We start from the raw sequence: 16,527 nt of genomic DNA on the forward strand, positions 1-16,527 counted from the left end.
CCTCGAACGTAACCCTTTAACCCTTTCGCACACCCGCGAAACTTCGCGGCGACAGCTCGTGCGCCCTTGACAGAGTGGTGTTCGGTTGCCGACACATCGTGCCGGGTCCGGCGGATTGTGTTGCCGCTGGGCGGTGACACGCCATAGAGTCGCCAACCGTCGGCATGGTGCCACGCTGACCTATCGATAAGTGTCCTGGTCACGTCCGAGGAGGTAAGACGACTTGTGAATGAGTCGACATTTGCTCCTGGGGGTGGTCGAGCAGGCGTGCCGGAGCGGGGTCAGAACCCCACCGGGCTCGAGGCTGTCGGCTCCGTCGCAGTCCGCACCTTCGCAAACCACCAGCACATGACGACGCCCCAAAAGAGCATGGACGGCCTAGACGTGAACTCCAGGGCCGGCGACCGGAGCGGCGACAAGCCCACTGGTTTCGCCGACTACGACAATGTGCCCGAGGGGCACTTCTACGACCCCGACGCGGAGTACGAACCGGACCCCGAGTACGCGGCCACCCTCGCCCCCGACGCTGCCCGTCAGCGCCGTGAGCGGATCGGCCCGACCGGACGCCCGCTCCCGTACTTCCCCATCCCGGGTCCGCTGACCGACCACGGTCCCGCGAAGATCATCGCGATGTGCAACCAGAAGGGCGGCGTGGGCAAGACCACGTCGACCATCAACCTGGGTGCCGCGCTCGCCGAGTACGGGCGCCGCGTGCTGCTCGTCGACTTCGACCCGCAGGGCGCGCTGTCCGTGGGTCTCGGCGTGAACCCGATGGAACTCGACCTGACGGTCTACAACCTGCTCATGGAGCGGGGCATGTCGGCCGACGAGGTGCTGCTCAAGACCGCGGTCCCCAACATGGACCTGCTGCCGAGCAACATCGACCTGTCCGCTGCCGAAGTGCAGTTGGTCAGCGAGGTCGCGCGCGAGTCCACCCTGCAGCGGGCCCTGAAGCCCCTGATGGCCGACTACGACTACATCGTGATCGACTGTCAGCCCTCGCTCGGTCTGCTGACCGTGAACGCCCTGACGGCGGCTCACAAGGTCATCGTCCCGCTGGAGTGCGAGTTCTTCGCACTGCGCGGCGTGGCGCTGCTGACCGAGACCATCGAGAAGGTGCAGGAGCGGCTCAACCCCGAGCTGGAGCTCGACGGCATCCTCGCCACGATGTACGACTCCCGTACGGTGCACAGCCGCGAGGTGCTGGCGCGCGTCGTCGAGGCCTTCGACGACCACGTCTACCACACGGTCATCGGCCGGACGGTGCGCTTTCCGGAGACCACGGTCGCCGGTGAGCCGATCACGACGTACGCCTCCAACTCCGTCGGCGCCGCCGCCTACCGCCAGCTGGCCAGGGAGGTGCTCGCCCGGTGTCACGCCGAGTGAGTCTGCCCGGAGCCGACGAACTGTTCCGTACGACCGGCGGGATGGCGCTCCAGTCCTCCTCGCCGAGGCGGGGCGCCGACGAGGCGCCCGCCGCCGAGCACGCGGCCTCCTCGGCCGAGGGCGCGGCGGGGGAGGGCCGGAGCCGGGAGGCCGAGGCCGGCACGGAATCCGTGGTGGGCGCACCCCGGCGGTCGCAGGAAGGTTCTGTCAACGGAGCCTCCGCGGCCTCCGGGCCGGGCGGGCGCGGCAAGGGCCAGGGCCGGGGCGCGAACCGCCGGCCCAGCGGGCGCGAGCGGCACGACGAGAAGATCACGGTCTACGTCTCCGCCGAGGAGCTCATGGACCTGGAACACGCGCGGCTGGTGCTGCGCGGTGAGCACGGGCTGGCGGTCGACCGGGGCCGCATCGTCCGCGAGGCGGTGGCGGTCGTCCTCGCCGATCTCGAATCCCGCGGGGACGCGAGCATCCTCGTACGGCGCCTGCGCGGCCGCTGACCGGCCTGCGGCCCGCTTCCCCGGCTGCTGGCTAGGCTGCTCGTGGCCGCGGTCCCGCACCCGGCCGTGACGCCGCCCCTCCGCACCACCTGGACCGCGATGCCCTTCCCCGCCGAACCCGGCCGACCGACCCGGCGCATCCTGGGCCGCGGTCCCGGTGCGCCGGGAGACGGCCCGGGCGGCCCTGAATCGCCCGCTGCGCCGCCAGCGCGGTCCGAGGGCGGGGCGGAGCCCCGGGGCCCCGCGGGCCCGCTGACGGGCCCCTTGAGGGCCGCGACGGCCCCCCGGACCCGGACGAAGCCGGTGACGCCCCGGGCGAGGACCCTGCCGAGGCCCCGCACGGCGCGGGCCCCGCCGGAGGCGACGGCAGGTTCACCCTGCGGCTCGCGAACTTCGAGGGCCCCTTCGACCTGCTGCTCCAGCTGATCTCCCGGCACAAGCTCGACGTCACCGAGGTCGCGCTGTCCAAGGTCACCGACGAGTTCATGGCCCACATCCGGGCCATGGGCCCCGACTGGGACCTCGACCAGACCACCGAGTTCCTCGTCGTCGCCGCCACCCTGCTCGACCTGAAGGCCGCCCGGCTGCTGCCGGCCGCCGAGGTCGAGGACGAGGCCGACCTCGCCCTGCTGGAGGCGCGGGACCTGCTCTTCGCCCGCCTCCTCCAGTACCGGGCGTACAAACGGATCGCCGCGATCTTCGAGGAGCGCGCGGAGGCCGAGGGCAGGCGCTACCCGCGCACCGTCGGCCTGGAGCCGCACCACGCCGACCTGCTGCCCGAGGTCGTCATCACCATCGGCCCGGAGGGCTTCGCCCGCCTCGCGGTCAAGGCCATGCAGCCCAGGGCCAAGCCCCAGGTCTACGTGGACCACATCCACGCGCCGCTGGTCAGCGTGCGCGAGCAGGCCGGTCTCGTCGTACGGATGCTGAAGGCCCGCGGGGAGGCCACCTTCCAGGAGCTCACCGAGGACGCCGGGGACACCCTCACCGTCGTCGCGCGCTTCCTGGCGCTCCTGGAGCTCTACCGCGAGAAGGCGGTGGTCCTGGACCAGGAGGAGGCCCTGAAGACCCTGACCGTGCGCTGGAGCGGCGGGGACGGCGACGGCATGCCGACCGTGACCGACGAGTTCGACCAGATCGTGGAGGTCAAGGAATGAGCAGCGACGTGGCCGCGCTGGCGCTGAAGCCCGCGCTGGAAGCCGTACTCATGGTCGTGGACGAGCCCGCGACGGAGGCGCACCTCGCCAAGGTGCTGGAGCGCACCCCGCGGGAGATCGCGGACGCGCTGCGCGAGCTCGCCGACGAGTACACGCTCCAGGGGCGCGGATTCGAGCTGCGCCCGGTCGCCGGCGGATGGCGGTTCTACACCCGGGCGGAGTACGCCCCGGCCGTCGAGGGCTTCGTACTGGACGGCCAGCAGGCCCGCCTCACCCAGGCGGCGCTGGAGACCCTGGCGGTCGTCGCGTACCGCCAGCCGGTGAGCCGGTCGCGGGTCTCGGCGGTCCGCGGAGTCAACTGCGACGGGGTCATGCGGACCCTCCTCCAGCGGGGTCTGGTGGAGGAGGCGGGGACGGAACCCGAAACAGGTGCGATCCTGTACAGGACGACGAACCACTTTTTGGAGCGGATGGGCCTGCGCGGCCTGGACGAGCTCCCGGAACTCGCGCCCTTCCTCCCCGAGGCGGACGCGATCGAAGCCGAGACGCAAGAAGGTGTGCCGTCGTTCGATCCGGACTCACCGGATACCGATGAAGACGACGACAAGACGACGGACATTTGATGCGAAGCAACGGCAACGGCGGCGGCAACAGGAACAGCGGCGGCGGCGGTGGTGGCGCACGCGGTAACTCCCGCGGCGGCAGCTCCTCCTCCGGCGGCGGTGGCTACCGCGGTGGCGGCTCCGGCGGTGGCGGTGGCTCCCGCGGCGGCTCCTCCTCCGGCGGCGGCTACCGCGGTGGCTCCTCCTCCGGCGGCGGCGGTGGCTCCCGCGGGGGCAGCTCCTCCGGCGGCGGTGGGTACCGCGGTGGTTCCTCCTCCGGCGGGGGCGGCTACCGCGGTGGCTCCTCCTCCGGCGGCGGCTACCAGGGCGGTGGCGGCTACCAGGGCGGCGGCTCCGACTCGCGCGACCGCGACCAGGCTCCGCCGCCGCGGATCCGCAACCCGCGCCCCGAGGAGCGTCGCTACGACGTGGGCCCCGAGGGCGAGCGCAGCGGCCGCAGTGGCCCCAAGGCCGGCGGCGGCGGTGCCCGTGGCGCGTCGGCGCGCGGCGGTGCCAAGGGCGGCCCCAAGACCTCCAGGACCCCCGGCATCGGCGGGGCCGGCGGCCCGCGCAGCGGTCCCGGCAGCAGGAGCGGCCAGTCCCGCCCGCGCGAGCTGGACGCGCGGATCGAGGAGCGCGTGCGCGACCGGTACGCCGACAAGCCCGTGATCAAGACCCCGAAGACCTTCCCGGGTGCCGAGGAGGAGGGTGAGCGTCTGCAGAAGGTGCTCGCCCGCGCCGGCATGGGTTCGCGCCGCGCGTGCGAGGAGCTCATCGAGCAGGCCCGCGTCGAGGTCAACGGCGAGATCGTGCTGGAGCAGGGCAAGCGCGTCCTGCCGAAGGACGAGATCAAGGTGGACGGCCTGACCGTCGCCACCCAGTCGTACCTGTTCTTCGCGCTGAACAAGCCGGCCGGCGTCGTCTCCACGATGGAGGACCCGGACGGCCGCCAGTGCCTGGGCGACTACGTCACCAACCGTGAGACGCGTCTCTTCCACGTCGGCCGGCTCGACACCGAGACCGAGGGCATCATCCTGCTCACCAACCACGGTGAGCTGGCCCACCGCCTCACGCACCCGAAGTACGGCGTGAAGAAGACCTACGTCGCGGCGATCACCGGCCCGCTGCCGCGCGAGATCGGCAAGCGGCTCAAGGACGGCATCGAGCTGGAGGACGGGTACGCCCGCGCCGACCACTTCCGCGTCGTCGACCAGGTCGGCAAGAACTACCTGGTCGAGGTCACCCTCCACGAGGGTCGCAAGCACATCGTCCGCCGAATGATGGCCGAGGCCGGCTTCCCCGTCGAGAAGCTCGTGCGGACCTCCTTCGGTCCGATCGAGCTCGGCGACCAGAAGTCCGGCTGGCTGCGCCGCCTGACCAACACCGAGGTCGGCATGCTGATGCGCGAGGTCGGTCTGTAAGGACCGCCCGAACCCGGGTCGAAAGCCCGCAGTGCCCCGAGGCGCTGCGGGCTTTTCGCTTGCCCGGAGACCCCTCCTCTGTTTATAGTCAACATGACTATTAAAGGAGGTCGTCATGAGCATGAGCTGGACCGAGGTACTCGGATTCGCCACTGGTGCCCTGTGCGTCTGGCTCGTCGCCCGGCAGCACGTCACCAACTGGCCGATCGGCATCGCCAACAACCTGTTCTTCATCGTGCTCTTCGCCCAGGCCGGCCTCTACGCCGATGCCGGGCTGCAGATCGTCTTCATCGCCCTCGCCGCGTACGGCTGGTGGTCCTGGACCCACGGGGGTGGACCAGGAACCGCCGAGGCCCTGGCGGTGCGCCGCACCACGCGCACCGAATGGGCCTGGCTGGCCGCGGCGGGGGCGGTGGGCGTGCTCGGCCTCACCCTGCTGCTGAGCAGCGCCACCGACTCGACCGTCCCCTTCTGGGACGCCCTGACCACCGGGCTCTCGCTCGCGGCCACCTACGGCCAGTGCCGCAAGCTCGTCGAGTCCTGGTGGCTGTGGATCGCCGCCGACCTCCTCTACGTCCCGCTGTACGCGTACAAGGGGCTGTACCTGACCTCCGGCCTGTACGTCGGCTTCCTCGCGCTCTGCGTGGCCGGGCTGGTCGGCTGGCGGCGCACGCTCCCGGCGCGGGGCGCCCGTACGGCCCTGGAGGCGACGGCATGAGGCGCTTCGGGCACGGCCTGGTGCTGGGCAAGTTCTACCCGCCGCACGCCGGCCACCACCACCTGGTGCGCACCGCCCAGGACCGGTGCGACCGGCTGACCGTGCTGGTCTGCGCGGCCTCCGTGGAGTCGGTGCCGCTCGCCGACCGCGTCGCGTGGATGCGGGAGGCGCACCCGGGCGCGGACGTGGTCGGCGCCGTCGACGACATCCCGGTCGACCTGCACGACCCGGCGGTCTGGGAAGCCCACATGGCGATCTTCCGGGGCGCGCTGGACGGGCCGGTCGACGCCGTCTTCACCTCGGAGGAGTACGGGACCGAGCTCGCGCGGCGGTTCGGCGCCGAGGAGGTCTGCGTGGACCCCGCGCGGACCCTGTTCCCGGTGTCCGGGACGGCGGTGCGGGCCGATCCCGCCGGCTGCTGGGACTTCCTGGGACCGGCCGTACGGGGCTTCCTCGCGCGGCGGGTCGTCGTACTCGGCGCCGAGTCCACCGGGACCACGACGCTGTCGCGGGCACTGGCCGGGCACTACCGGCGGCGCGGCGGGGTGTGGGCCGGGACCGGCTGGGTCCCCGAGTACGGGCGCCGGTACAGCGAGGAGAAGCTGGAAGCGGCCCGCGCCGCGGACCCGGCGGCCGGCTGGGCGGACGTCTCCTTCACCTCGGAGGAGTTCCCGGTCATCGCCCGGCGGCAGGACGCGGACGAGGAACGGGCGGCCCGGCTGGGCTCGCCGGTGCTGTTCTGCGACACCGACTCCTTCGCGACCGGCATCTGGCACGAGCGGTACATGGGCGGCCGCAACGAGGAGGTCGAGAAGACAGCCTCCCTCACCCGGCGCGACCTGTACCTGCTGACGGACCACGCGGACGTGCCCTTCGAGGACGACGGGCTGCGGGACGGCCCCCACCTGCGCCCCTGGATGACCGGGCGGTTCCGCGAGGAACTCGAGCGCACCGGGAAGCGGTTCCTCGTCGTACGGGGGGACCGCGAGGAGCGGCTGGCGGCGGCCGTGGCGGCGGTCGACGAACTGCTCGCCGAAGGCTGGTACTTCGCCGACCCGCTGCCGGAGACCCGATGACCGCCGGCTACGACCCCTCCGCCTTCGTGCCGTTCGCGGTGACCGTAGACCTGGCCGTCTTCACCGTGCGCGGCGGGCTGCTGCACGTGCTGCTGATCCGGCGCGGGCAGGAGCCGTACGAGGGGGCCTGGGCGCTCCCCGGCGGCTTCGTCACGCCCCGGGAGTCCGCGGAGACGGCCGCCCGCCGCGAGCTGGCCGAGGAGACCGGCCTGTCGGAGGCCGTCGTGGCGGCCCTGCACCTGGAGCAGCTGCGCACCTACAGCGAGCCGGACCGCGACCCCCGGATGCGGGTGGTCTCGGTGGCCTTCACGGCGCTGGTCCCGGACATGCCGGAGCCGGCCGCGGAGGGCGGCGGGGACGCGGCCCACGCCCGCTGGGTGCCGGTGGCCGAGGTCGGCCCTCTCGCCTTCGACCACGCCGTGATCCTGGGCCACGCGCGGGAGCGGGTCGGCGCGAAGCTCGAGTACACCTGTCTGGCCACCGCCTTCTGCCCGCCCGAATTCACCCTCGGGGAGCTCCAGTCCGTCTACGAGACGGTCTGGGACACCGCCCTGGACCGCCCCAACTTCCGCCGCAAGGTCCTGGCCACACCCGGCTTCGTCGAGGCCGTACCGGGAGCCGCCCGGCTGACCGGAGGCCGCGGCAAACCGGCCGCGCTGTACCGGCCGGGACCGGCGACCGCCCTGCACCCGCCCCTGCTCCGCCCCTCGGAAGGAAACAAGCGATGACGATGCCCACGCCGACGAAGCGCGCCGCGACGGGCGCCCTGATCGGTCTGGCCCTGGGCGACGCCCTCGGCTTCCCGACGGAGTTCAACGACGTCCCGTCGATCCTGGCCAAGACCGGCCCGTGGCGGGAGATGAAACTGCCCCGGCCGGCCATCGTCACGGACGACACCCAGATGACGCTCGCGCTGGCACGGGGCATGCGGACGGCCGCGGAGCGCGGCCGGGTCGGCCCGCTGCGCCTCGCGCGGCCGGTCCGGGAGGAGTTCGTGGACTGGTACCACTCCCCGGAGAACAACCGCGCCCCGGGCAACACCTGTCTGCGGGCGTGCGGTCTGCTGAACGATCCGCAGCGGGACTGGAGGGACGCCAGCCAGCTCGGCTCCAAGGGCTGCGGTGCGAACATGCGGGTGGTCCCGGTGGGGCTGGTCCCCGGCTGGACCGAGGAGGAGCGGGCCGGCGCCGCCCAGCTCCAGTCGGCCCTGACCCACGGCCACCCGACGGCGCTGGCCGCCTCCGACCTGACGGCGCGGGCGGTCTACCTGCTGGCGCAGGGCGCCGAGGTGACGGGCCTGGTCGGGAGGCTGCGCTCGTACGCCCTGGAGAACCGCACCCGTTACCACGAGCGCTGGCTCGGCGACCTGTGGATGCGGACGGCCTCCGACGCCTCCCCGGAGTCCTTCATGGCGCGGGGCTGGGACGAGTGCCTGGCCGTCCTGGAGCGCCTGTCCACGGCCCTGCGCACGCCCTCCCCGGAGACGGACCCCTGCCTGACCACGGGCGACGGCTGGATCGCGGAGGAGGCCCTCGCCACGGCCCTGCAGTGCTTCCTGCTCTTCCCGCAGGAGCCCCTCCTGGCCCTGCGCCGAGCCGCCTGCACGGCGGGCGACTCGGACTCCATCGCCTGCCTGGCGGGCGCCTTCGCGGGCGCCCACCTCGGCGCGGACGTCTGGCCCCGCGACTGGGAGGGCCGCATCGAGTACCGCGACGAACTCCTCGCCTTCGGCGCGCTCTGGGATTCCTAGGTCCGCACAGTCCTTAGCCTGCCGACGCGCGGCGGGTGCGGACGAGGAAGTCCTGCACCCTGGCGTGGTCCGGATCCGCGGGCAGCTGCGTGCTGGCGAGGGCCGCCTCGGTCTCCTCCTGGAGGCGGGACATCCAGGTGTCGGCCTCGGCCCAGGTGAGCTCGCCGCGGCGGACCGCCAGGAGGCGGTCGCGGTGGGGGCCCGCGTCGATCGTCAGGCGTCCCGTGCGCAGGAGGTCGCGGCAGGACAGGAGCAGGCGCAGCAGGTGCATGGCGTGCTTCCAGCGCGGGGCGCCGTGGATGCGGACGTCCGCGAGGAGTTTGCCGCGCTGGGAGGCCGCGTACCGGCTGAAGCTGGTGTGGGCCCGGCGGGAGAGGAAGGCCTCGCGGAGCGAGAGCAGTTCCCCGCCGACCGGGGTCAGCCGTTCCACCAAGGGGGAGTGGAGGCACTCCAGGATGTTCGGGTTGGCGCGCAGGGCCAGTTCGCAGAAGCGTTCCAGCTCCCACGAGAACTCCTCGTCCCGCGGGCCCTCCACGTGCGTGGGGGGCTTCTCGAACCGCCAGAACAGCGGCGTCGGGGCGAGGTAGACACCGCGCCGGTCGGTGTCGCTCGCCTCCGTCGCCAGCCCGAACGCCCGGGAGCCCATCACGCACTGGTAGACCGTGTGGTCCCGTACCAGTGTCAGCTCGTCCATCCGGCGAGCCTAGGCACGGGGCCGTGCGCTAAGCGAGCGAGATATTGCCGTCCGGCGCGACCGTGATCTTCTTCTCCGCCAGCGGGCGGGTGGCCGGGCCATTGGCGACCGCGCCGTCCGTGTCCTTGAACTTGCTCCCGTGGCAGGGGCAGTCGATGGTGCCGTTCTCCACCTTGTTCACGAGGCAGCCCTGGTGGGTGCAGACCGCCGTGAAGCAGCGGAAGGACCCGGCGGTGGGCTGGGTGACCACCAGCTTCTCTTCCTTCAGGACCTTGCCGCCGCCGACCGGTACGTCGGCCGCCTTGGCGATGGCTTTGCCGCCCCCCGCGGGCGTGGACGGGGCGGCCGGGGCGGCCGCGGTTTCCGATCCGTTCGCGGGTGCCTTCTCGCTTTCACCGCCGCAGGCGGTGAGCGCGCCGCCGGCCAGGGCGGCCGCGCCGGCCGTCAGTACCGTGCGCCGGGCGGTGCGCGTGGGGTCGCTCATGGTGTCTCCTCGCTTCGTGGCCGGATGGACGAGCAGCATCCTGGCCTGCGGCGGGCCTCAGGTGAAGTCCGCCGCGCCGTTTCGGTTGCCCGGCTCCCAAGGTGACAGTGAGGCAGGAGTGCCGGGTGTGCGTACCACCTCCCACACGCGGATCACGGCCTCCCGGTTCAACGGGCCGTGGACATGCGGGTAGCGGCCGCCGGAATCACCCTCGCGGCGGACCTCCGCGCGCAGGGCGTCCTCGTCCAGCTCCACCGCGAGCAGCGTCCCCGGTACCGCGCGGTAGTGCGAGTCGGCGATCTCGAGCGCCGTGGGCCGGTCGGCCGAACAGTGCACGAATCCCTCCGACTCGAGCGAGGGCGGGGCGTACGGAAGTCCGGGCGCGGCGGTCCAGTCGGCGAGCGGGACGAGGTGGAAGATCATGCCGATCGTTCTACCGCAGCGGCCGGGGGATGGGTGCGCCAAGTGGCGGCACTGTCTGCTTTGAGTGACATTGTCCGTGTCTCGAAGCCGGGTACGCGGCTTTCGCACGGCCCGGTCCCTCTTCGAAAGGCATGACCATGGCGGGTAACGACCTCGGCTCTCTTCTCGGCGGGCTCCTCGGCGGCGGTCAGGGCGGCAGCGGCGGCGGAGGCAACATCCTCGGCTCCCTGCTCGGCGCACTCACGGGCGGCGGCGCGGGCGGCGGCCAGTCGGCCGGAGGCGGTGCGAACAATCCGCTGGGCGGCCTGCTGGAGATGCTCACCAAGTCAGGCCTCGTCGACCAGGCGCAGTCCTGGGTCGGCACCGGCGCGAACGAGCCGGTCAGCGCCGACCAGATCAAGGCGGCGCTGCCGGACGACACCCTGCAGAAGGTCGCGGCGGAGGCCGGCGTCTCCACGGACCAGGCCGCCGACCAGATCGCGCAGGTCCTGCCGCAGGCGGTCGACAAGCTGACGCCGACCGGACAGATCCCCTCCGGTTCGCTGGAGGACATCATCAGGCAGCAGAACCTGTAGCAGCCGCACGCGAGGGCCCGGCCGCCGTCCCACAGGACGGGCAGCCGGGCCCTCGCGCCGTACGGCCTGGCTACCCTGAGTCAGAACCCGTCGTCACGCATCCCTGGAGAGCTCCGTGAGAACCGCCGTCGTCATCGGAACCGGACTGATCGGCACCTCCGCGGCGCTCGCGCTGACCGCCCGCGGGATCACCGTCCACCTCGTCGACCACGACCCCGCCCAGGCCCATACCGCGGCCGCCCTCGGGGCCGGCACGGACGAGGCCCCGGAGGGCAGGGTCGACCTCGCGATCGTCGCCGTACCCCCGGCCCACGTGGCGGCGACGCTGGCCGACGCGATCGGCCGCGGGGCGGCGCGCGCGTACGTGGACGTGGCCAGCGTCAAGGGCGGACCGCGCCGGGAGCTGGAGGCGCTCGGCGTGGACGTCACGGCGTACATCGGCACGCACCCGATGGCGGGCAAGGAGCGGTCGGGGCCGCTGGCCGCCACCGCTGACCTCTTCGAGGGCCGCCCGTGGGTGCTGACCCCCACCCGGGACACGGACCACGAGGTGCTGAACCTCGCCCTGGAGCTGGTGTCCCTGTGCCGGGCCGTACCCGTGGTGATGGACGCGGACGCGCACGACCGGGCCGTCGCCCTCGTCTCCCACACCCCGCAGCTGGTGTCGAGCATGGTCGCCGCGCGGCTGGAGGAGGCCGACGAGACGGCCGTCCGGCTGTGCGGGCAGGGTATCCGGGACGTCACCCGCATCGCGGCCTCCGACCCGCGGATGTGGGTGGAGATCCTGTCGGCGAACCCGGGCCCCGTCGCCGACGTGCTGGCCGGGATCGCGGCCGACCTGGAGGAGACCGTCGACGCGCTGCGAGGGCTCCAGTCGGCCGACGTGGAGAAGCGGCGCGGGGGCGCTGCGGGCATCGAGGACGTCCTGCGGCGCGGCAACGCGGGCCGGGTCCGGGTACCGGGCAAGCACGGCGCGGCGCCGACCGTCTACGAGACGGTGGCCGTCCTCATCAGCGACCAGCCGGGCGAGCTGGCCCGGATCTTCGCCGACGCCGGGCGGGCCGGGGTCAACATCGAGGACGTGCGCATCGAGCACGCCACGGGCCAGCAGGCCGGCCTGGTCCAGCTGATGGTGGAACCGCGGGCCGTGGCGGGCCTGACCGCCGAGCTGCGCGAGCGGGGCTGGGCACTGCGTCAGCAGTAGGCGGGACCGGGGGCCGCCGGGGCCCGGTAACCTTGGTTGGGGGCGCTTTGGCGCGCCCGGACACGTACGCGCAACCAGGAAGGTGCCCGCACCGTGGAAACCGCAGCTCCGGCAGCCGTGATCGTCGCCATCGACGGTCCCTCCGGCACGGGCAAGTCCAGCACCTCCAAGGCCGTGGCCGCCAAGCTCGGGCTGCGCTACCTCGACACCGGTGCCCAGTACCGGGCCATCACCTGGTGGATGATCACCAACGGCGTCGACACCGACGACCCGCAGGCCATCGCCGTCGCCGCGGGCAAGCCCGCCATCGTCTCCGGCACCGACCCGGCCGCCCCCACCATCACGGTGGACGGCCTGGACGCCGCGGGACCCATCCGCACCCAGGAGGTCACCTCCAAGGTCAGCGCCGTCAGCGCCGTCCCCGAGGTGCGCACCCTGATCACCGAGCTGCAGCGCTCCATCGCCGCGCAGGCGGCTGCGGAGGCCGACGGAATCGTCGTCGAGGGCCGGGACATCGGCACCACCGTCCTGCCCGACGCCGACCTCAAGGTCTTCCTCACCGCCTCCGCCGAGGCGCGCGCCGCCCGGCGCAGCGGTGAGCTCCGCGGCAAGGAGGCCGTGGATCTCGCGGCCACCAAGGAGGCGCTGATCAAGCGCGACGCGGCCGACTCCGGACGCAAGACCTCCCCGCTGGCCAAGGCCGGCGACGCCGTCGAGGTGGACACCACCGAGCTCACGCTCGACCAGGTCATCGAGTGCGTCGTGACCCTGGTGGAAGAGAAGCGGGCGGGCCGCAAGTGAGCGAAGCGCCCTCCCTGAGGGGTGCGGCGGTCGGCAGGCGCATCGGCATCGGGCTCATGTACGGGCTCTGGAAGCCCCGTGTGCTCGGCGCCTGGAAGGTGCCCGTCTCCGGCCCCGTCATCCTCGCCGTGAACCACTCGCACAACATCGACGGCCCGATGGTCATGGGCACCGCGCCCCGGCCCCTGCACTTCCTGATCAAGAAGGAAGCGTACGTCGGCCCGCTCGGCCCCCTCCTCGAAGGGATCGGGCAGGTCAAGGTCGACCGCGGCGGCACCGACCGGACGGCGATAAGCCGCGCCCTCAGCGTGCTGGACAATGGAGGGGCCCTCGGCATCTTCCCCGAGGGCACCCGGGGCGAGGGCGACTTCGCCTCGCTGCGCGCGGGTCTCGCGTACTTCTCGGTACGCAGCGGCGCGCCCATCGTGCCGGTGGCCGTACTCGGCAGCGGCGACACCAGGGGCCGGCTCGTCAAGGGCCTGCCCGCCCTCAAGAGCCGGGTCGACGTCGTCTTCGGGTCGGCCTTCGACGCCGGGGACGGCAGTGGCCGCCGGACCCGTACCGCGCTGGACGCGGCCACCGTACGCATCCAGGACCGGCTGACCGCCCACCTGGCCGACGCCAAGCGCCTCACCGGGCGCTGAGCGAGACTTGAACCAGTAGTGGAACCGCGCTGCGCGGGTACCACCGACCACCACGAACGACGAGGAACGGACTTCATGAACGACCAGCACGACCACGGAGCACTTGGCGATGCCGAGTACGCGGAGTTCATGGAGCTCGCCGCGGAAGAGGGCTTCGACATCGAGGACGTCGAAGGCGCGATCGAGGCGGCCGGACACGGCCCCCTCCCCGTCCTCGCCGTCGTCGGCCGGCCGAACGTCGGCAAGTCGACCCTGGTGAACCGCATCATCGGCCGCCGCGAGGCGGTCGTCGAGGACAAGCCGGGCGTCACCCGCGACCGCGTCACCTACGAGGCCGAGTGGGCCGGCCGCCGCTTCAAGGTCGTCGACACCGGCGGCTGGGAGCAGGACGTCCTCGGCATCGACGCCTCCGTCGCCGCCCAGGCCGAGTACGCCATCGAGGCCGCCGACGCGGTCGTCTTCGTCGTCGACGCCAAGGTCGGCGCCACCGACACCGACGAGGCCGTCGTCCGGCTGCTGCGCAAGGCCGGCAAGCCCGTCGTGCTGTGCGCCAACAAGGTCGACGGCCAGAGCGGCGAGTCCGACGCGGCCTCCCTGTGGTCCCTGGGCCTCGGCATGCCGCACCCGGTCTCCTCCCTGCACGGGCGCGGCACCGGCGACATGCTGGACGCGGTGCTCGAGGCCCTGCCGGAAGCCCCCGAGCAGACCTTCGGCACCGCCGTCGGCGGCCCGCGCCGCATCGCGCTGATCGGCCGCCCGAACGTCGGCAAGTCCTCGCTGCTCAACAAGGTGGCGAAGGAGGACCGTGTCGTCGTCAACGAGCTGGCCGGCACCACCCGCGACCCGGTCGACGAGCTGATCGAGCTCGGCGGCATCACCTGGAAGTTCGTCGACACCGCCGGCATCCGCAAGAAGGTCCACCTTCAGCAGGGCGCCGACTACTACGCCTCCCTGCGCACGGCCGCCGCCGTCGAGAAGGCGGAGGTCGCGGTCATCCTGATCGACACCACCGAGTCGATCAGCGTCCAGGACCAGCGCATCATCACCATGGCCGTCGAGGCGGGCCGCGCGATCGTGATCGCGTACAACAAGTGGGACGAGCTCGACGAGGAGCGCCGCTACTACCTCGAGCGCGAGATCGAGACCGAGATGCAGCAGGTCTCCTGGGCGCCGCGGGTGAACGTCTCGGCGCTCACCGGCCGTCACATGGAGAAGCTGGTCCCGGCGATCGAGACGGCCCTCGCGGGCTGGGAGACGCGCGTCCCCACCGGCCGGCTGAACGCCTTCCTCGGCGAGGTCGTCGCGGCCCACCCGCACCCGATCCGCGGCGGCAAGCAGCCCCGCATCCTGTTCGGCACCCAGGCGGGCAGCAAGCCGCCGCGGTTCGTCCTCTTCGCCTCGGGCTTCCTGGAGCACGGCTACCGGCGCTTCATCGAGCGCCGGCTGCGCGAGGAGTTCGGCTTCGAGGGCACCCCGATCCACATCTCGGTGCGGGTGCGCGAGAAGCGCGGAGCCCAGTACAAGAAGAAGAAGTAGTACGGGCGGTACGGAGGTCCGGGGTCAGTAGCCCCGGCGCGGAGCGGGCGGCAGGGCCGCCGGGATGTGCGTCATCCCGGTCTGGCGCGGCCGCCCGTCGGCGTATCCGGTGCCGCCGGCGTGCGAGTACGCGGGCTGGGCCTGCGGCTGCGCCACGTACGTGGGCTGCCAGCCGTCGGCCCGCTGCCACGAGGAACCGCTCCAGCCGCTGTCGTACGAGCTGCTGCCCGTGTACCCGCCCCCGTACGAGAAGGCCGTGAACCCGAGATCCTCCTCGCCCGTGCGGTCGCCCGGCAGCGCCCGGAAGGCGCGCAGGTACTCCGAGTACAGGGTGTCGTAGATCGGGGTGTGCGAGACGGGGCTCGTACGGGACGGGGCGCGGGAGGAGTCGTATGGATGCACGTATCAGCCAACGAAACCGGCGCCCCGCGGATGCGGGGTGCCGGGCGGAAAACGCAGATCGCCGCCGGGGCTGCCCCAGCGGCGATCTGCGGTGTGTGGATCAGGCGCCGGGCGTACCGGCCAGGGGCATGGAGGCGGCCACGAGCTTGCCCGCGGCGGCGGCCTTGTCGAGGGCGTCGCGCAGCAGGTCCTCACGGGGCTGCTGGCCGATCGATCCGACCGGGGCGGCGTAAATGAGCACGCGCTGGGTCTTGTTGACGGCGTTGCGCCAGCCGTCGGTGACCGACAGGGCCTGGTGCGCCTGCCACCAGGCGACCGGGCGGCCGCCCTCGGCACCCGGCTGCAGGACGGCGTGCAGCTGGCCGCCGGCGAGCAGGACCGACCATCCGCTGAGCGCGGTGGGGAGCTGGGCGGTGTCCATGACCGGGATGAAGCCCTGCTCGATGAGGAGCGGGAGGAAGTCGTCGCCGGGACCGTCGCTGCCGGGGCGGGCGATCGGCGCGGTCGGCTCGACCACCAGGGCGGGGTGGAGCTCGCCGCTGATCAGGACCAGGCCGCTGGTGATGCCGAGGACGGCCTGGCCGCCGGGCACGTTCTGCGGGGCCGCGCCGGCGCCGGGCGCCGCCGGGCTGTCGCCGGTGATGCTGGCGACGGCGCCCTGGAGCTGCTCCTCGGAGACGGTGACCACCTGCGAGGGGATGCAGGTGGCGTGGGCGAAGGCAAGGACGGCGGTCTCCTCGCCGACGAACAGCACCGTGCTGGTGCGGTCGTTCTCGGGGTCGCCCGGGGTGCGGCAGGAGGTGCAGTCGTAACTGCGCGGCGCGTCCTCGCCGACGAGCAGCCTGTCGGCTTCTTCGTCACCGATCTCGGCACGTACCTCATCACTGACGTCGAGCATGCGCGGCACGGGGTGGCTCCTCGGCATAGGTGCGGGGGCCGGGTGGTTCCCGGCTCGCCGGGCTCAACGGGGGAGCGGCGGCCGGGGTCACGCCATTGGAGGGAACGGAATCGAACCGGGCCCCCGTACGAGTGAACCGTCTGGGCCGGGCTTCGTTTCGTGCCAACTGTTTTCTGATTGTGCGCAGTTGGTGGTCGCGATTGGCTGTTTCGGCGAGGGTGGCCGGTCGGCCGACCGGGTGGGGTGGCGGGGGCGCGCTGCG

General features: G+C 72.6%; 18 protein-coding genes and 1 pseudogene. 14 read left to right on the forward strand and 5 right to left on the reverse strand.

Annotated features, from left to right (window positions below):
- Window positions 1-267: 267 nt before the first annotated feature.
- The 9 genes from OHA89_RS28435 (at window position 268) to OHA89_RS28475 (ending at window position 8,604) form a co-directional block, all read left to right on the forward strand.
- Window positions 268-1,386, forward strand: a complete 1,119-nt coding sequence (locus OHA89_RS28435) for a ParA family protein (protein WP_215144610.1) — start codon at window positions 268-270, stop codon at window positions 1,384-1,386.
- The gene (locus OHA89_RS28440; RefSeq protein WP_215144612.1) at window positions 1,371-1,880 is read left to right on the forward strand and encodes a hypothetical protein; all 510 of its coding nucleotides are present in this window, start codon (window positions 1,371-1,373) and stop codon (window positions 1,878-1,880) included. The genes OHA89_RS28435 and OHA89_RS28440 overlap by 16 nt, the downstream gene beginning before the upstream one ends.
- Window positions 1,881-2,257: 377 nt before the next feature.
- Window positions 2,258-3,037 (forward strand): segregation and condensation protein A, encoded by a 780-nt coding sequence (locus OHA89_RS28445; RefSeq protein WP_406368619.1) that lies wholly within the window; start codon window positions 2,258-2,260, stop codon window positions 3,035-3,037.
- The gene (gene scpB, locus OHA89_RS28450) at window positions 3,034-3,660 is read left to right on the forward strand and encodes an SMC-Scp complex subunit ScpB (RefSeq protein ID WP_215144614.1); all 627 of its coding nucleotides are present in this window, start codon (window positions 3,034-3,036) and stop codon (window positions 3,658-3,660) included. The genes OHA89_RS28445 and scpB overlap by 4 nt, the downstream gene beginning before the upstream one ends.
- Window positions 3,660-5,060 carry a pseudouridine synthase gene (locus tag OHA89_RS28455; RefSeq protein WP_266610525.1) on the forward strand — a complete coding sequence of 467 codons (1,401 nt, stop codon included), beginning with the start codon at window positions 3,660-3,662 and terminating at the stop codon, window positions 5,058-5,060. The genes scpB and OHA89_RS28455 overlap by 1 nt, the downstream gene beginning before the upstream one ends.
- A 115-nt stretch (window positions 5,061-5,175) precedes the next feature.
- Window positions 5,176-5,778 carry a nicotinamide riboside transporter PnuC gene (gene pnuC, locus OHA89_RS28460; RefSeq protein ID WP_266610527.1) on the forward strand — a complete coding sequence of 201 codons (603 nt, stop codon included), beginning with the start codon at window positions 5,176-5,178 and terminating at the stop codon, window positions 5,776-5,778.
- A complete protein-coding gene (locus OHA89_RS28465) occupies window positions 5,775-6,854 on the forward strand; it encodes an AAA family ATPase (protein WP_215144618.1) in 1,080 nt (359 codons plus the stop codon). The genes pnuC and OHA89_RS28465 overlap by 4 nt, the downstream gene beginning before the upstream one ends.
- Window positions 6,851-7,582, forward strand: a complete 732-nt coding sequence (locus OHA89_RS28470; protein ID WP_266610528.1) for an NUDIX domain-containing protein — start codon at window positions 6,851-6,853, stop codon at window positions 7,580-7,582. The genes OHA89_RS28465 and OHA89_RS28470 overlap by 4 nt, the downstream gene beginning before the upstream one ends.
- Window positions 7,579-8,604 carry an ADP-ribosylglycohydrolase family protein gene (locus OHA89_RS28475; protein ID WP_266610529.1) on the forward strand — a complete coding sequence of 342 codons (1,026 nt, stop codon included), beginning with the start codon at window positions 7,579-7,581 and terminating at the stop codon, window positions 8,602-8,604. The genes OHA89_RS28470 and OHA89_RS28475 overlap by 4 nt, the downstream gene beginning before the upstream one ends.
- Before the next feature lie 13 nt (window positions 8,605-8,617).
- Here the strand turns inward: OHA89_RS28475 and OHA89_RS28480 are convergent, their stop codons facing one another.
- The 3 genes from OHA89_RS28480 to OHA89_RS28490 are packed head-to-tail and all read right to left on the reverse strand — an operon-like array spanning window position 8,618 to window position 10,205.
- Window positions 8,618-9,298 carry a DNA polymerase beta superfamily protein gene (locus OHA89_RS28480; RefSeq protein ID WP_266610530.1) on the reverse strand — a complete coding sequence of 227 codons (681 nt, stop codon included), beginning with the start codon at window positions 9,296-9,298 and terminating at the stop codon, window positions 8,618-8,620.
- Window positions 9,299-9,326: 28 nt separating this feature from the next.
- Window positions 9,327-9,782 (reverse strand): Rieske (2Fe-2S) protein, encoded by a 456-nt coding sequence (locus OHA89_RS28485; protein ID WP_266610532.1) that lies wholly within the window; start codon window positions 9,780-9,782, stop codon window positions 9,327-9,329.
- A gap of 57 nt (window positions 9,783-9,839) precedes the next feature.
- Window positions 9,840-10,205, reverse strand: coding sequence for a DUF952 domain-containing protein (locus OHA89_RS28490; protein WP_266610534.1), 366 nt, complete (start codon window positions 10,203-10,205; stop codon window positions 9,840-9,842).
- Between the two features lie 125 nt (window positions 10,206-10,330).
- On the opposite strand from OHA89_RS28490, the pseudogene OHA89_RS28495 reads away from it, so the two are divergent.
- From OHA89_RS28495 to der, 5 genes and pseudogenes are all read left to right on the forward strand, one after another.
- Window positions 10,331-10,780, forward strand: a pseudogene (locus OHA89_RS28495) (YidB family protein); the annotation flags it as partial.
- A gap of 115 nt (window positions 10,781-10,895) precedes the next feature.
- Window positions 10,896-11,984 carry a prephenate dehydrogenase gene (locus OHA89_RS28500; RefSeq protein WP_215144632.1) on the forward strand — a complete coding sequence of 363 codons (1,089 nt, stop codon included), beginning with the start codon at window positions 10,896-10,898 and terminating at the stop codon, window positions 11,982-11,984.
- 93 nt (window positions 11,985-12,077) lie between these two features.
- Complete coding sequence (cmk, locus tag OHA89_RS28505; RefSeq protein WP_215144634.1) at window positions 12,078-12,785, forward strand: (d)CMP kinase; 708 nt, start codon at window positions 12,078-12,080, stop codon at window positions 12,783-12,785.
- Window positions 12,740-13,429, forward strand: a complete 690-nt coding sequence (locus OHA89_RS28510) for a lysophospholipid acyltransferase family protein (RefSeq protein WP_406367412.1) — start codon at window positions 12,740-12,742, stop codon at window positions 13,427-13,429. Before cmk ends, OHA89_RS28510 begins: the two co-directional genes overlap by 46 nt.
- A 75-nt stretch (window positions 13,430-13,504) precedes the next feature.
- A complete protein-coding gene (gene der / locus OHA89_RS28515) occupies window positions 13,505-14,965 on the forward strand; it encodes a ribosome biogenesis GTPase Der (protein WP_257556951.1) in 1,461 nt (486 codons plus the stop codon).
- 24 nt (window positions 14,966-14,989) lie between these two features.
- Here der and OHA89_RS28520 read toward each other — a convergent pair whose 3' ends face one another.
- Window positions 14,990-15,367 (reverse strand): hypothetical protein, encoded by a 378-nt coding sequence (locus OHA89_RS28520; RefSeq protein ID WP_257556952.1) that lies wholly within the window; start codon window positions 15,365-15,367, stop codon window positions 14,990-14,992.
- Window positions 15,368-15,467: 100 nt separating this feature from the next.
- Window positions 15,468-16,274, reverse strand: coding sequence for a hypothetical protein (locus OHA89_RS28525; protein ID WP_215144642.1), 807 nt, complete (start codon window positions 16,272-16,274; stop codon window positions 15,468-15,470).
- Window positions 16,275-16,527: the final 253 nt, after the last annotated feature.

The organism is Streptomyces sp. NBC_01546 (assembly GCF_045208355.1).
Classification (GTDB): Bacteria; Actinomycetota; Actinomycetes; order Streptomycetales; family Streptomycetaceae; genus Streptomyces.